We start from the raw sequence: 14,142 nt of genomic DNA on the forward strand, positions 1-14,142 counted from the left end.
TCCGCGGGACAGGTGAGCGGTCTTCACCGGATTCCGGTGATCTCCCGGACGGCGGTGCGGAGTTGGTGCGGGCGGCCGGTTCAGTACGGTTCGCCCCCGGCGAAGAGGAGAGGTGGGCGCACGGTGACGGACTCCTGGGAGCGGGCCCGGAGGATCCTCGGCGCGGCGGGCATTCCGCCGGACCGCCTGGCCGACCTGCGCCCGATGGGCGGCGGCACCTACAACACCGTCGAGGAACTCACCCTCACCGACGGCGGCCGCTACGTCCTCAAGACCGCGCCCACCGCCCCCGGCCTCGCCCACGAGCGCCAACTCCTCGTCTCCGAGGCCGACTTCTACGGCGCCGCCGCCAAGGCCGGGGTGGCGGCACCGCGTGTCGTGGTCCTCGACGGCGACACCCTCCTGATGACCCTCTGCCCCGGCGAACCCTGGGACGACTCCGTCACGGACACCGAAGTACCCGCCCTGCGCAAGGAGTTGGGGCGACAGCTGGCCCGCCTGCACGAGATCACCGGCCCCGGCTTCGGCTACCCCTCCGGCGCCCTCGGTCCCCTCGCCCCCGACTGGCGGACCGCGTTCACCACGCTCTACGACGCCGTCCTGGACGACGCCCGCCGCTACCGCGCCTGGCTGCCACTGCCCGCCGACGACATCGCCCGCACCGCACGCTCCGCCCACGACGCCCTGGACGAGGTCACCGTCCCGCGCGCCGTCCACTTCGACCTCTGGCAGGGCAACATCCTGGTCGACCGCGACTCCGGCACACCCCGCATCGGCGGACTCATCGACGGCGAGCGCATGTTCTGGGGCGACCCCCTCGCCGACTTCGTCTCCCTGGCGCTGCTCGGCGACATCAGGAAGGACGACGCGTTCCTCGCGGGCTACCGGGAAGCGGGCGGAAGAGTCGATTTCGACCGGCCGGCCGGCCTCCGCTACGCGCTCTACCGCAGCTACCTGTACCTGATCATGCTCACCGAGGCGGTCCCCAGGGAGTTCGGCGCGGAAGAGAACCGCTGGCGGCGCGAGCGGGTCGGCCCCGAGCTGCTCGCCGCCCTCGGAGAGATCGACGGGACGGCCTCCACCACGTAGTGTGCATTCCACCGCCCCTTAGTTCAGGGCGTGAATTAAGAGGGTGCAGGGTTCGGAGGGAGCCACATGGCGGGGCGGAACGGGCGCACGGTACGCGACCTCAGGCGGGCCAACCGCACGGCCGTACTGCAACGGCTGTACTTCGACGGACCCCTCAGCCGCTTCGAACTGGGCCCGGTGACCGGACTCAGCTCCGGCTCGGTGAGCAATGTGGTCGCGGACCTCGTCGCCGACGGCCTGGTCGAGGAGGCCGGCAGCGTCGACTCCGACGGCGGCCGACCCCGCACCCTCCTCCAAGTCGCCCCGCACAGCGGCCACATGATCGGAGTCGACGTCGGCGAGACCCGGGTCCGCGTCGAGCTGTTCGACCTCACCCTCACCGAACTCGCCCGCGCCGAACGCCCGTTGGAGCAGCAGCGCTACGAGGTAGAGGTCATCGTCGGCCACATCCGCGACGGCATAGCCGAGGTCCTCGCCGCCGCCGACATCGCACCCGGACAACTCCTCGGCGTCGGCATCGGCGTCCCCGGCATAGTCGAGCACACCCCGGACCGCGGCGCCGTCGTGCACGGCCAGACCATCGGCTGGGACGCGGTCCCCCTCGAAGAGCTGCTCCGCTCCACCTCCCAACTCCCCGACGCCGTCCCGTACTTCATCGACAACGGGGCCAAGACCCTCGGTCAGGCCGAGATGTGGTTCGGCGGCGGGCGCGGCGCGCGCAACGCGATCGTCGTCCTCTTCGGCTCGGGCGTCGGCGCCTGCCTCGTCACCCCCGAGGTGGAGAACGGCCGGGCCGTCGAGTGGGGGCATCTGACGGTACGGGTCCGCGGTCGCCGCTGTCGTTGCGGGGCCCTCGGCTGCCTGGAGGCGTACGCGGGCGCCGAGTCGCTGCTCGACCGCTGGCGCGAGCAGGGCGGACGCCCGCCCGAGGGCACCGACGAGGAGACCGCGATGACCGCGCTGCTGGTCGCCGCCTACCCGGCCGAGGGCGCCGAGGCCGACCCGGTCGCGCTCGCCGTACTGGAGGAGACCGCCGAATACCTCGGCGCCGGCCTCTCCGACCTGATCAACCTCTTCCAGCCCGAGCGCATCCTCATCGGCGGCTGGGCCGGACTCCAGCTCGGCTCCCGCTTCCTGCCCGCCGTCCGCCACCACGCCACCGCGTACGCGCTGCGCCACCCCGCCGGACGCGTGACCATCGAGCTGGGCCGGCTCGGCCCCGACGCGGTCACCGTCGGCGCCGCGATCCTCCCGCTCGCCGACTTCTTCGCCCGCGGCGGCCGCCGCGCCGAGCCCGAACCGGAGGGCCCACCGCCCGCCTGGCGTACGGCCCTTGAGGAGCGCGCCCCGCACTGAGGCGACGACGGGCCGGTGGGAGATGATCACCTCATGAGTGAGATCATCCTGATGTCCGACGCCCGGGTCGCCGCCGTCCCTGTCGAGGAGTGCGGGGAACCCCTCGTCGACGTGAGCGACGGACTGCTGGTCGACGACCGCAAGAACAAGGACTCCGACAGCGGCGCCGAACTCCTCCTGCGCCGGGGCGTGTTGGACCGACTCGTGAGGGCGCAGGCCCTGCTGCCCGACGGCCTGCGCCTGCTGTTCGTCGAGGGCTACCGGCCGCCGGCCCTCCAGCGCCGCTACTTCGAGAGCTACGGCGCAGAGCTGCGCGCCGCCCACCCGGACTGGTCCGCCGACCGGATCCGGTCCGCCGCCAGCCGCTATGTGTCCCCGCCCGAGATCGCCCCGCACACCGCAGGCGCGGCCGTCGATCTGACCCTCGCCGACGCCGACGGCCGCGAACTCGACCTGGGCACCCCGATGAACGCCAACCCGGAGCAGAGCGACGGAGGCTGCTACACCGAGGCCGACAACATCACCGCAGAGGGCAAGGCCAACCGCGCCGTTCTGGGCAAGGCCCTCGGCGCGGCCGGTCTGGTCAACTACCCCACGGAGTGGTGGCATTGGTCGTACGGGGACCGGTACTGGGCGCTGGCGACCGGTGCGCCCGCCGCCCTGTACGGGCCGAAGGAGACACCTCAGGAACTGTGTGCTCTGGACTAACCCGCGAAAGCGTCCACACCAGTTAGGTTGGCGGACAGCTTCCAGAGGCGTGCCGCCTGCTCCGGGTCGATCGCCCAGGACTTGACGCCGGAGCGCTCCTCGCCGTCGGGGGCGGGCTCCGCGATGTCGCAGTCCTCCAGGTAGACGCCGCCCATGTCGGCCAGCTGGGGCGAGGTCGCCGCCCAGACCTCGGTGGCCGCGCCCTGCTGCGGGGTCTTGAAGCCCGCGGGGTTCAGCACGTTGCCCTGCTCGTCGATCCAGCCGCGCTCGACCATCTCCGCCTTGGGGATGTGGCGCTGCAACGGGGTGATGATGCCGCCGGGGTGGAGCGAGAAGGCCCGGACGCCGCGGTCGGCGGCGAGCCGGTCGAGGTGGACGGCGAAGAGGACGTTCGCGGTCTTCGCCTGGCCGTACGCCTCCCACTTGTCGTAGCCGTGGCTCCACTGGACGTCGTCCCAGCGCATCCCGGAGAAGTGGTGGGCGCGCGAGGACACCGAGACCACGCGGGCGCCGCCCGGCTCGATGGCCGGCCACAGCCGGTTGACGAGGGCGAAGTGGCCGAGGTGGTTGGTGGCGAACTGTGCCTCCCAGCCGGGCCCGACCCGGGTCTCCGGGCAGGCCATGATCCCGGCGTTGTCGATCATGTAGTCGACGGTGCGGCCGGAGGCGAGGAACCGCTCGGCGAAGCCGCGCACGCTCTCCAGGTCGGCGAGGTCCAGCTCGTCCACCTCGACGCCGGGCAGCCCGGCCACTGCCTCGCGGGCGGCGTCGGGGCGCCGGGCGGGGACGACCACCCGGGCGCCCGCTTTGGTGAGCGCGCGGGTGGCCTCCAGGCCGAGGCCCGAGTAGCCGCCGGTGAGGATCGCGAGCTTCCCGTCGAGGTCGAGGCCCGCCAGGACGTCGTCGGCGGTGCTGTGCGCGTCGAATCCGGAACCGATCTTGTGCTGTGCAGTGGTCATGCCTGGAACGCTACGAATTGAAGTGCGCTCGAAGTCAAGCGGAGAAGCCGCGGGGACCCGGACACGGGGAAGCCCCGACCGCGACGGGGGAATCACGGCCGGGGCGGCCAAGTGGTGGGCACGGAAGGCGGTCGCCTCGCGGCGAAAGGCTCCACAGGGCTTCAGCCGAACGATCTTCCCTGTGGGCGGAGGTTGAGGCCCGGGGACACTGTTCCCTCCGCACCCACAGTCTGTTCAACGGCGAACTACTGATGGGTGTTCCTGCGCGGTCCACCGTGAGCGGTGATGTGCATCACTTGCCAGTGGTCCAGTCCAGTAGCTCGTCCGCGGACCAGGTCGTCAGCACCCGTTCGGCGGGCACCCCGCACTCCTCCGCCCGCGCACAGCCGTTGATCTGCCAGTCCAGCTGACCGGGCGCGTGCGCGTCGGTGTCGACCGAGAACAGCACCCCCGCGTCCACGGCCTTCCGCAGCAGCCGCCTCGGCGGGTCGAGCCGCTCCGGACGGCTGTTGATCTCCACGGCCGTACCCGACTCGGCGCACGCGGCGAACACCTCGTCCGCGTCGAACTCCGACTCCGGCCGCGCCGCACCCCCGTCCCGCCCGATGAGCAGCCGCCCGGTGCAGTGCCCGAGGATGTCCGCGTGCGGATTCCGTACGGCGGCCACCATGCGGCGGGTCATGGCGCGGGACTCCATGCGCAGCTTGGAGTGCACGGAGACCACCACCACGTCGAGCCGCTCCAGCAGCTCCGGTTCCTGGTCCAGCGAGCCGTCGTCGAGGATGTCGCACTCGATGCCGGTGAGCAGTCGGAAGGGCGCCCAGGTCTCGTTCAGCGCGGCCACCACGTCCAGCTGTTCGCGCAGCCGCTCGGGGGCGAGTCCGCGGGCCACGGTCAGCCGGGGCGAGTGGTCGGTCAGTACCGCCCATTCGTGGCCGAGCCGGGCCGCCGTACGGCCCATCTCCTCGATCGGGCTGCCGCCGTCCGACCAGTCGGAGTGGAGGTGGCAGTCCCCGCGGAGCAGGGCCCGCAGCTCTTCGCCGCCGGGGCCGGCCGGGGCGGGGGCCTCGGCCTCCAGTTGCTCCAGATAGGCGGGGACCCGTCCGTCCAGGGCCTCGCGGGCCACCTGCGCGGTCTTCGGGCCGATGCCCTTGAGGGACTCCAGCGTCCCGGCCGCCGCGCGTTCGGCGACCTCGTTCTCGGGGAGCGCCGCCAGAATCCTGGCCGCCGTACGGAAGGCGCGTACGCGGTAGGTCGGGGCCAGGGACCGTTCCAGCAGGAAGGCGATCCGGTCCAGTGCCTGCACGGGATCCATCGAGCCTCCTCCCGCGAGCGGCCCCCGGCCGGGCACCTTGGACCACTCGCGACCGCGTGATGCGTTCTAGGCTCTATTGCATGACCGAAATCGCCAGCCCGCACATCTCGACCCCGCGGATCATGGTGCTCAAGGTGCAGCCCGGTACCCCGCCGTTCCGCATCGTGGAGATCGACGGGGAGATGGTCTGCGAGGCCCAAGGGATCACCGACGTCCTGCAGGTCGCGGCCGTGTGCGGCATCACGGTCCGCGACCTGGACGACCCGGACGTGGTCCGCTGGGTCGGCGGGGACAAATTCACCTGGCTGCCGCACTAGCCCCTACGAGATCAGCCGACCGTCCACTTCTGGTTGGCGCCGCCCGAGCAGGTCCAGATCTGCAGCGGGGTGCCGTTGGCCGAGTTGTTGCCGGTGACGTCCAGGCACTTGTTGGCCTGTGGGTTGACGATGTCGTTCGCCGAGCTGACGGCCCACTGCTGGGCGGCGCTGCCGTTGCAGTCGTAGAGCTGGACCTTGGTGCCGTCCGCGGTGCCGCCGGCGTTCACGTCCAAGCACTTGCCGAGGGCGCGGATCGTGCCGTCGGAGCCCACGGTCCACTGCTGGGCGGCCGAGCCGTTGCAGTCGTAGAGCTGTACGGCGGTCCCGTTGGCGGAGTTCGCGCCGTTGACGTCGACGCACTTGCCGGCGAGGCCCTTGATCGCCACCCCGGTGGCCGTGTCGCTCGTGGTGACCGACACCGAGTCCACCACCAGCTTGGCCGGGAAGGCCGTGGCGCTGTTCGGGTCGCCCGGCCAGTCGCCGCCGACCGCCAGGTTGAGGATCAGGAAGAACGGCTTGTTGAACGCCCAGGTGTTGCCGCCCACGTCGGCCGGTGTGCGCGTCTCGTAGACGACCCCGTCGACCGACCACTTGATCGAGTTGGGCGCCCAGTCGACGGCGAAGGTGTGGAAGGCGTCCGCGAAGGCCGCGCCGTTCGCCAGCGTGTAGGCGGCGCCTATCCCGTTGGCGCCGGAGTAGCCGGGGCCGTGGATGGTGCCGTGGACCGTGGAGGGCTCGTAGCCGACGTTCTCCATGACGTCGATCTCACCCGAGTTGGGCCAGCCGACCGAGCCGATGTCGGTGCCGAGCATCCAGAACGCGGGCCACATGCCCTGCCCGCGCGGGATCTGCATCCGCGCCTCGACGTGACCGTACTGCGCGCTGAACTTCCCGGAGGTGTTCAGCCGGGCCGAGGTGTACTGGCAAGTGCCGTACCAGCACTGGTAGTTGGCGGGGTTCTCCTTCTTGGCCGTGATCACCAGGTGGCCCTGGCCGTCCAGGGCCGCGTTGTTGGTGCCGGACGTGTAGTACTCGCGCTCGTGGTTGTTGACGTTGTCGCCGGTCTCCTGCGTCCACTTCGAGGAGTTGACGGCACTGCCGGCCGCTCCGTCGAAGGTGTCGGAGAACGTGACGGCGTCGGCCTGGGCGTCCGACGTGGAGGCCGCCTGCGCCGGACCGATCGCGGCGGACGCGACCAGTGCGGCGGACAGGGCGGCGAAGAGGCATCTGCGGAGTACGCGTGGGGAAGCCACGGCATTCCCTTCTGTGCGGCGGACGTGGGGACCGACACGCCGACTGAGGTGGGGGGTGAAAGCGTCGCCTCTTGATTTAAGAAGTGAGATAAGGAGAGCGTCAATACCTTGGTACGGACCAGTAGTTGAATGTTACGGGCCAGTAGTTGATCGTTACGAAGTGGCCTTCGGCGCTTTGGGCGCCTTCGCTGCCTTTGACGTCCTTGCCGCCTTCGCGGCGGGCTTCCGCGCGTGCACCGCCCGGCCGAGCCGGCGCCCCAGCAGGACCCAACCCACCAGTGCGCCAGTGGTGTTGAGGATGACGTCGTCGATGTCGAAGGCCCGCCCGGTGATCAGCGCGCCCTGCGCGAACTCCACCAGGAGCATCACGGTCGCCGTCAGCAGCAGCACCTTCAGGATGCCGCGCGCCCGGGGCGCGAACACCGGGACCAGCACCCCGAACGGGATGCCGAGCACGATGTTCCCGCCGATCTGCTTCACGGCGTCGCGCATGGCCGGCTGGTCGAGATAGGCCTTCAGCGAGCGGCCCGGGTGCAGATTGGTGTGCACGAGCGCCTTCGACGCGGGGGACGGCTCCAGGGTCAGCTTGGCCAGTACGACGGCGAACGCCACCATGAACACGAAGCCGAGCAGCATGGACAACAGGCGTAGGGGGAGGGGGAGTTGGTAGCGCTGGGGAGGTGCGGGCTTCGACGGGCGCGGGGCGCGGGCCGCTTTCGGCCCGGCCTCGGTCTTGGGCCCGGTCCTGGTGCGGCGCAGACGTGCGGCGGTACGGCCCATGCGTGAGGTCCTCCGGTCTTCAACTGCCCTGTGTCGTAGGCCGGTTACCCCCGATTCGGCGGAGGATGCCGTGGCGGCGCACGGAACCCGTGTGCGGCGCAGATGCCCGCACACGGGTTGCCGACGGCTGCTCAGGCCGCGTACGAGATGGTCACCGTCGTGAAGCCCAGCGAGCCGAGCAGGCCCTTGAGCATGTTGGTGGTGTTGGTCTCGGCGCGGGTGGTCAGACCGCTGGTCTTCGCCGCCGCGGCGATGTGCTTGGAGGCGAGCTTCTGCACGGCCTGCTCGCTGTTGGGGTTGTCGGAGAAGATGTCGCCCAGGCGGTCCAGCAGACCGCGCTGCTTGGAGACCGTGTACGAGTGGTCCGGGTCCAGCGCCGGCTTGCCGAGCGTCGCGTGCGGCAGCGTGATGCTGGCCGACGTGCGGTCGCCGTTGACCGTCACGTCCTGCTTGCCGAGCTTGCCCAGGTCGACATAGCCCTCCACGGTGCCCGCGCCGACGTACAGCGTCCGGGTCCCGCGGATCGCGGCGGGCAGGAACTTGGCGTCCTTCTCCAGGTCCACGACGACCTGGAAGTTGCCGGAGGCCGCGTCGTAACGGCTCATGTCCTGAATGGACTTGAGCAGCGCCGGACCCGAACGGTCATGGGTCTCGGTGCCGAAGATGTCCCGCAGTCCCGGGAGTACGGCAAGCCGCAGCCCGGCGAACAGCACGGCGATCACAACGACGACGGCGGTGAGCACCTTCGCCCAGCCCGGCATGCGCCGGGGTATACGGCTGATGGAAGTCGTCATGGGGACGGCCCTCCCTTCCTCGGTATCCGCATGCCCCCCAAATGCCCTGTCAGACCGACGCGTTGGCGGAACGGTCGCGCTGACGGGGGCGCGGAGGGCGCACAGGCGTGAAAAGTCACTGTTCGGCCCGCCAGAAGCCCTGGTCGACCGCGCAGACAGCATTTCCCGGCCGCCTCGCCCCATGCGTCCCGTGACCTTTCCGGATCACGGTCCGGTTCATGTTGTGACACTGTCCGCGGACGCCCCAACACGCCTCAGTGCGACCGCAGTTCACGGTCATCGGACGGACGCGACCACCACACCCCCTCACCGTGCGTGAGCCCGGGCAGGGCCGACTCCACGTCCCGCACCCGCCGGGCCGGCAGCTCACCGGTGATCAGCCAGGAGCCGGCGCCGCCCGTGGTACCCGTGAACTCGGCGCGACAGGACGCGAGTTGTGCGGTCACCGGCGCGAGCGCGTCCTGCGGGACCTCCGTCTCGAACGCGACGTACGGCTCGTACAGCCGCGTCCCCGCCAGCCGCAGCGCCCGGCGCAGCACGATCGGCGTGAGGCCGCGGAAGTCGCCCGCCGTGCTGAGCGGGCCGACGAATCCCGACCGGGTGAGGGTGACCCGGTAGTCCGTCACCGGTGCGCCGTGCAGTCCGCCGAGCAGGGTCGCGTGGACCGTGTCCTCGACGGCCTGGTGGAACGCGCGGGGGAGCGCGCCCAGTTGGGTCTCGTACGCGAAGATCCCGCCGGAGCCGCGCGGTCCCGGTTCGACGCGCAGCCCGATCGTCGACCAGTAGCGGGTGCCGTCGTGCCAGGGCAGTTCGTCGCAGGCCTCGCCGGTCCCGGCCGGGCGTTCCAGGAACCGCACCCGGCTCGGCTCGAAGTCCGCCTCGACGCCGAAGTCCTGGACGAGCGTCGCCGCCAGGACCTCCTTCTGGACCTCGCCGTACAGGAGCAGCACGGTCGCCCCGGCGGCGGCTGGCCGCGCGTGCAGCAGCGGGTCCTGGTCGGCCAGCGCCAGCAGCGCCGAACGCAGCGCCGCCGCCTGCTCGGGACACCGGGCCCGTACGACGGTCTCCAGGGTCGGCGGCGCGAACTGCGGTGTCCGGTGGGTGAGTTCACCGAGCCGGTCGCCGACCCGGATGTCCTTCGGGCCGGTCAGCGCGCCGATGTTCCCGGCCGTGAGCGGTCCGGGCCGGCCGATCACATCGAGCCGCGTGACCCGCCCGGAGACCTTCGAGGCCCGCCCGTCCGCCCCGTGCCGGCGGAACGTGAGCCGTTGCTGCGGGGCCACCTCACCGTCGTAGAGCCGCAGATACGCCGTCCGTTCGCGGCCGGGGCCGGGGCGTACCGCGAACACCGTGCCGCGCGGGGTGCCCGAACCGGCCGGCGAGGGCGGGATCAACCGGACGATGTTCTCGACGAGTTCGGGGATTCCCTGGCCGCCGTGGGCCGAGCCGAACAGGAGCGGGTGGATCGAGCCGTCGGCGGTGCGGGCGGCGAGGGCCTTGCCCAGGTCGTCCGGGGTGGGGTGCGGGCCGTCGACGACCGCCGCGAGGACGGACGGGTCGACGTCGGCCAGGGCTTCGGCCAGGTCCGGGTCGCCGGGCGGGCGGGGCAGCACCCGGACGCCGGGCGTGCCGAGGCCCGTCGCGTCGGTGAGCGGTGCGACGTGCGGGGTCAGCCGGCGCCGGATGTCCGCGACGAGGTCGTCGGAGCGGGCGCCCGCGCGGTCGATCTTGTTGACGAAGACGAGCGTGGGCAGCCGTAGCCGCCGCAGGGTCCGCAGCAGGACGCGGGTCTGCGCCTGGACGCCCTCCACGGCGGACAGCATCAGTACCGCGCCGTCGAGGACTTCCAGGGCGCGCTCGACCTCCGCGATGAAGTCCGCGTGGCCGGGGGTGTCGATCAGGTTGATCTGGGTGTCGCCGGACGTGAAGGCGGCGACGGCCGAGCGGATGGTGATCCCGCGCTGTCGCTCGATCGCGCCGTCGTCCGTACGGGTGTCACCGGCGTCGACGCTGCCGAGCCGCTCGGTCGCTCCGTGGTCGAAGAGCAGCCGCTCGGTGAGGCTGGTCTTACCGGCGTCGACGTGGGCCAGAATTCCGATGTTCAGGGTGTGCATGCGTGGTCGAGTCCTCAAGAACCGTCGTCCAGTGGGAAGGGCGGTGGATTCCGAGGAGTCGGCGCATGTGAGGGTTCCTGTCGGGAGAGGGCACGGACGCGGCCATCATGGCGCCCCCGGCCGGTGGGTCCGCAACCTGTTTTCGGGGTCAGTAGCATGAACCACGGCCGGGAATGATCATGCGAGGAGCAGATCGTGCGAGACATCGCCGTGTTCAGCGGGAGTGCCCATCCCGAGTTGGCCAAGGAGGTCTGCGCGCATCTCGGTGTACCGCTCAGCCCGACCCGGGTCAGCCGGTTCGCCAACGACTGTCTGGAGGTACAGCTCCAGGCCAACTGCCGGGAACGGGACGTCTTCCTGATCCAGCCGCTCGTCAAGCCGGTCCAGGAGAACCTGGTCGAGCTGCTGCTGATGAGCGACGCGGCGCGCGGCGCCTCCGCCGGACGGATCACCGTCGTCATGCCGCACTACTCCTACGCCCGCTCCGACAAGAAGGACGCCCCGCGCATCTCGCTCGGCGGACGCCTGGTCGCCGACCTGATGGTGGCGGCGGGCGCGAGCCGTGTCCTGGCGATGACCCTGCACTCGCCGCAGGTGCACGGCTTCTTCTCGGTGCCGGTCGACCATCTGCACGCGCTGCGCGAACTCGCCGCGCACTTTAGGCAGTACGACCTCTCGCGCACCACCGTCGTCTCCCCGGACCTCGGCAACGCCAAGGAGGCCGCCGCGTTCGCCCGGCTGATCGGTGCCCAGGTGGCGGCCGGCGCCAAGCAGCGTTACGCGGACGACCGGGTCGTCATCAGCTCCGTCATCGGTGACATCGCGGGCCGGGACGTCATCGTGCTGGACGACGAGATCGCCAAGGGCAGCACCGTCCTCGAACTCCTGGACCGGCTGCGGGAGTTGGGGCCGCGCTCGATCCGGGTCGCCTGTACCCACGGTCTGTTCGCGGCGGGCGCGCTCAAGCGGATCGGGGAGCAGCCCGACGTACTGGAGATCGTCTGCACCAACACCGTGCCGGTGCCCGAGGAGGAGCGCACCGAGAAGCTGCGCATCCTCTCCATCGCCCCGGCGCTCGCCGAGGCCGTACGCCGCATTCACAACGGCGAGTCCGTCAGCGCCCTGTTCGACGCGCCGCCGAACGAATAGACATGAGGGGACGGAGCAACGCTCGGCAGCACCGAGGTGATCAGGAGGACTCGCCGTGGCGAAGGCGAAGTTCGAGCGGACGAAACCCCATGTGAACGTCGGCACCATCGGTCACATCGACCACGGCAAGACCACTCTCACGGCGGCCATCACGAAAGTGCTCCACGACCGGTTCCCCGATCTCAACCCCTTCACGCCGTTCGACCAGATCGACAAGGCGCCCGAGGAACGGCAGCGCGGCATCACCATCTCGATCGCCCATGTCGAGTACCAGACCGAACGACGGCACTACGCGCACGTCGACTGCCCCGGGCACGCCGACTACATCAAGAACATGATCACCGGCGCCGCCCAGATGGACGGCGCGATCCTGGTCGTCGCGGCCACCGACGGGCCCATGCCGCAGACCAAGGAACACGTGCTGCTGGCCCGGCAGGTCGGCGTGCCGTACATCGTCGTGGCCCTCAACAAGACGGACATGGTGGACGACGAGGAGATCCTGGAACTGGTCGAGCTGGAGGTGCGGGAGCTGCTCACCGAGTACGAGTTCCCCGGCGACGACCTCCCGGTGGTCAAGGTGTCCGCGCTCAAGGCCCTCGAAGGCGACCCCGAGTGGACCGCCTCGGTGCTCGAACTCCTCGACGCCGTCGACGAGTTCGTGCCCCAGCCGGTGCGGGACGTGGACCGGCCGTTCCTGCTGCCGATCGAGGACGTCTTCACCATCACCGGCCGCGGCACGGTCGTCACCGGCCGGATCGAGCGCGGGGTGCTGAAGGTCAACAACGAGGTGGAGATCATCGGCATCCACGAGCAGAAGACGAAGACGACCGTCACCGGCATCGAGATGTTCCGCAAACTCCTCGACGAGGGCCGGGCGGGCGAGAACGTCGGACTGCTGCTGCGGGGCGTGAAGCGCGAGGACGTGGAGCGCGGCCAGGTCGTCATCAAGCCCGGATCGGTCACCCCGCACGTGGAGTTCGAGGCCCGCGCCTACATCCTCTCCAAGGACGAGGGCGGCCGGCACACGCCCTTCTTCCACAACTACCGCCCGCAGTTCTACTTCCGCACGACGGACGTGACCGGTGTGGTGACCCTGCCCAAGGGCACCGAGATGGTCATGCCGGGCGACAACACGACCATGCACGTCGAGCTGATCCAACCGATCGCGATGGAGGAGGGGTTGAAGTTCGCGATCCGTGAGGGCGGCCGGACGGTGGGCGCCGGTCAGGTCACCAGGATCCTCAGGTAGGCGTGGTCTCCGCCTGCTCCAGGGCCGCGTCCAGCGTGGGACGGGGCGGCAGCAGCTGCGCGAGTCCGGTGATCCGGAGGATGCGCAGTGTCAGCGGATGGGTGCAGACGAGGTGCAGCCTGCCGCCCTGGTCGAGCACCCGGAGCCGGGCCCGGAAGAGCAGGCGGAGACCCGAGCAGTCGAAGAACTCGACGCGCCGCAGGTCCAGCACGACGCGTGCGCCCGGCCTGCTGGTCACCCGGTCCAGATACGGGATGATCTCCACCGCCGCGGCGATGTCGATCTCGCCGCGTAACTCCAGCACCGTGAACCCCCGGTCCTGGTGGATGCGCAGATGCCGGGTGAGCGGCGCGGGCTCCTGCTGCACGACCACATCCCCTCCAACAGTCCCCGCCCTGAAAGTTACCCTCGATGGAGTGAATTTGAGCATGTTCGATTGACATATGTCTTCGAATCGAGCCAGAGCTTTCTGAGATATTCCAGGCAGCACTACGACAGCGCGTGCCAGGCCTTGGAAAGTGCCTGACGGAACTGCTCGCTCTGGTGCGCTGTGAGCTCGCGCACCATCCGCTCCTCCAGCGCCCGCACCGGCTCCGCGCAGCCCGCCAGCAGCTCGCGCCCCTCGGCGGTCAGCAGGATCAGCAGCTCGCGCCGGTTGCGCGGATTGCGCTCGCGGCGGATCAGCCCGCGGCCCTCCAGTGAGCGGACCAGATCGGCGATGGACTGCGCGGTGACGAAGGAATCGCGGGCCAGCTGCGCCGCCGACAGGCCGTCGTGTCGCTCCAGAACCGTGAGCGCGGTGTACTGGAGTGCGGTGACGCCATAGGGCCTGACCAGCTCGTCCAGGCGTGAGCGGACGACCAGCTCCACCTGCTTGACCATGTACAGCAGGGATGGGAGCGCCTTCGTCGCGTGGGCGCCAACCGGGGATCCAGCCAGGGATTCAGCCATGGATTCACCCTAGAGCATTGACAGGAAACCTGTCTGTAATGAGACTGCGGACCAGACGAGCAACCAACAGGAATCCTGTTGGTTGAAATCTTGGCAACGATGCTGAGG

At 70.3% G+C, this 14,142-nt stretch carries 14 protein-coding genes; 6 read left to right on the forward strand and 8 right to left on the reverse strand.

Going from position 1 to position 14,142, the window contains the following annotated elements; genetic code table 11:
- Positions 1 to 123: 123 nt before the first annotated feature.
- The 3 genes from ACIBJH_RS07715 (at position 124) to ACIBJH_RS07725 (ending at position 3,153) form a co-directional block, all read left to right on the forward strand.
- A complete protein-coding gene (locus tag ACIBJH_RS07715; RefSeq protein ID WP_399115937.1) occupies positions 124 to 1,089 on the forward strand; it encodes a phosphotransferase family protein in 966 nt (321 codons plus the stop codon).
- A gap of 66 nt (positions 1,090 to 1,155) precedes the next feature.
- Complete coding sequence (locus tag ACIBJH_RS07720) at positions 1,156 to 2,445, forward strand: ROK family protein (protein WP_399115938.1); 1,290 nt, start codon at positions 1,156 to 1,158, stop codon at positions 2,443 to 2,445.
- Positions 2,446 to 2,478: 33 nt separating this feature from the next.
- Positions 2,479 to 3,153, forward strand: coding sequence for a M15 family metallopeptidase (locus ACIBJH_RS07725; protein WP_399115939.1), 675 nt, complete (start codon positions 2,479 to 2,481; stop codon positions 3,151 to 3,153).
- Here ACIBJH_RS07725 and ACIBJH_RS07730 read toward each other — a convergent pair.
- The gene (locus ACIBJH_RS07730) at positions 3,150 to 4,112 is read right to left on the reverse strand and encodes an SDR family NAD(P)-dependent oxidoreductase (RefSeq protein ID WP_399115940.1); all 963 of its coding nucleotides are present in this window, start codon (positions 4,110 to 4,112) and stop codon (positions 3,150 to 3,152) included. The two genes, ACIBJH_RS07725 and ACIBJH_RS07730, sit on opposite strands and share 4 nt — an antisense overlap.
- Before the next feature lie 292 nt (positions 4,113 to 4,404).
- On the reverse strand, positions 4,405 to 5,427 hold the full coding sequence (locus tag ACIBJH_RS07735) for a PHP domain-containing protein (protein ID WP_399115941.1): 1,023 nt from the start codon (positions 5,425 to 5,427) through the stop codon (positions 4,405 to 4,407).
- 80 nt (positions 5,428 to 5,507) lie between these two features.
- Between ACIBJH_RS07735 and ACIBJH_RS07740 the strand changes: the two genes are divergently transcribed.
- Positions 5,508 to 5,744, forward strand: coding sequence for a hypothetical protein (locus ACIBJH_RS07740; protein ID WP_019068504.1), 237 nt, complete (start codon positions 5,508 to 5,510; stop codon positions 5,742 to 5,744).
- Positions 5,745 to 5,755: 11 nt separating this feature from the next.
- Here ACIBJH_RS07740 and ACIBJH_RS07745 read toward each other — a convergent pair whose 3' ends face one another.
- The 4 genes from ACIBJH_RS07745 to otr(A) form a co-directional block, all read right to left on the reverse strand.
- Positions 5,756 to 6,997 carry a ricin-type beta-trefoil lectin domain protein gene (locus ACIBJH_RS07745; RefSeq protein WP_399115942.1) on the reverse strand — a complete coding sequence of 414 codons (1,242 nt, stop codon included), beginning with the start codon at positions 6,995 to 6,997 and terminating at the stop codon, positions 5,756 to 5,758.
- 153 nt (positions 6,998 to 7,150) lie between these two features.
- Entirely contained in the window at positions 7,151 to 7,777 is a 627-nt protein-coding gene (locus ACIBJH_RS07750; RefSeq protein WP_399115943.1) for a VanZ family protein, read from the reverse strand.
- Between the two features lie 131 nt (positions 7,778 to 7,908).
- A complete protein-coding gene (locus ACIBJH_RS07755) occupies positions 7,909 to 8,571 on the reverse strand; it encodes a DUF4230 domain-containing protein (protein WP_399115944.1) in 663 nt (220 codons plus the stop codon).
- 254 nt (positions 8,572 to 8,825) lie between these two features.
- Positions 8,826 to 10,685 carry a tetracycline resistance ribosomal protection protein Otr(A) gene (otr(A), locus tag ACIBJH_RS07760; RefSeq protein ID WP_399115945.1) on the reverse strand — a complete coding sequence of 620 codons (1,860 nt, stop codon included), beginning with the start codon at positions 10,683 to 10,685 and terminating at the stop codon, positions 8,826 to 8,828.
- Positions 10,686 to 10,880: 195 nt separating this feature from the next.
- On the opposite strand from otr(A), the gene ACIBJH_RS07765 reads away from it, so the two are divergent.
- Positions 10,881 to 11,834 (forward strand): ribose-phosphate diphosphokinase, encoded by a 954-nt coding sequence (locus ACIBJH_RS07765; protein WP_399115946.1) that lies wholly within the window; start codon positions 10,881 to 10,883, stop codon positions 11,832 to 11,834.
- A gap of 55 nt (positions 11,835 to 11,889) precedes the next feature.
- Complete coding sequence (gene tuf / locus ACIBJH_RS07770) at positions 11,890 to 13,083, forward strand: elongation factor Tu (RefSeq protein ID WP_019068510.1); 1,194 nt, start codon at positions 11,890 to 11,892, stop codon at positions 13,081 to 13,083.
- Here the strand turns inward: tuf and ACIBJH_RS07775 are convergent.
- Both ACIBJH_RS07775 and ACIBJH_RS07780 read right to left on the reverse strand, forming a co-directional pair.
- The gene (locus tag ACIBJH_RS07775; protein WP_399115947.1) at positions 13,076 to 13,450 is read right to left on the reverse strand and encodes an anti-sigma factor antagonist; all 375 of its coding nucleotides are present in this window, start codon (positions 13,448 to 13,450) and stop codon (positions 13,076 to 13,078) included. The two genes, tuf and ACIBJH_RS07775, sit on opposite strands and share 8 nt — an antisense overlap.
- A 122-nt stretch (positions 13,451 to 13,572) precedes the next feature.
- Positions 13,573 to 14,034 carry a MarR family winged helix-turn-helix transcriptional regulator gene (locus ACIBJH_RS07780; RefSeq protein WP_399115948.1) on the reverse strand — a complete coding sequence of 154 codons (462 nt, stop codon included), beginning with the start codon at positions 14,032 to 14,034 and terminating at the stop codon, positions 13,573 to 13,575.
- Between the last annotated feature and the right edge of the window lie 108 nt (positions 14,035 to 14,142).

Source organism: Streptomyces sp. NPDC050548, from assembly GCF_044457385.1.
Lineage (GTDB): Bacteria > Actinomycetota > Actinomycetes > Streptomycetales > Streptomycetaceae > Streptomyces.

Excerpts from the sequence above, each read along its gene's own strand:
- ACIBJH_RS07735 (WP_399115941.1), bottom strand. The coding sequence starts at position 5,427 with ATGGATCCCGTGCAGGCACTGGACCGGATCGCCTTCCTGCTGGAACGG.
- ACIBJH_RS07740 (WP_019068504.1), top strand. The coding sequence starts at position 5,508 with ATGACCGAAATCGCCAGCCCGCACATCTCGACCCCGCGGATCATGGTG.
- ACIBJH_RS07750 (WP_399115943.1), bottom strand. The coding sequence starts at position 7,777 with ATGGGCCGTACCGCCGCACGTCTGCGCCGCACCAGGACCGGGCCCAAG.
- ACIBJH_RS07780 (WP_399115948.1), bottom strand. The coding sequence starts at position 14,034 with ATGGCTGAATCCCTGGCTGGATCCCCGGTTGGCGCCCACGCGACGAAG.
- ACIBJH_RS07755 (WP_399115944.1), bottom strand. The coding sequence starts at position 8,571 with ATGACGACTTCCATCAGCCGTATACCCCGGCGCATGCCGGGCTGGGCG.
- ACIBJH_RS07730 (WP_399115940.1), bottom strand. The coding sequence starts at position 4,112 with ATGACCACTGCACAGCACAAGATCGGTTCCGGATTCGACGCGCACAGC.
- ACIBJH_RS07720 (WP_399115938.1), top strand. The coding sequence starts at position 1,156 with ATGGCGGGGCGGAACGGGCGCACGGTACGCGACCTCAGGCGGGCCAAC.
- ACIBJH_RS07725 (WP_399115939.1), top strand. The coding sequence starts at position 2,479 with ATGAGTGAGATCATCCTGATGTCCGACGCCCGGGTCGCCGCCGTCCCT.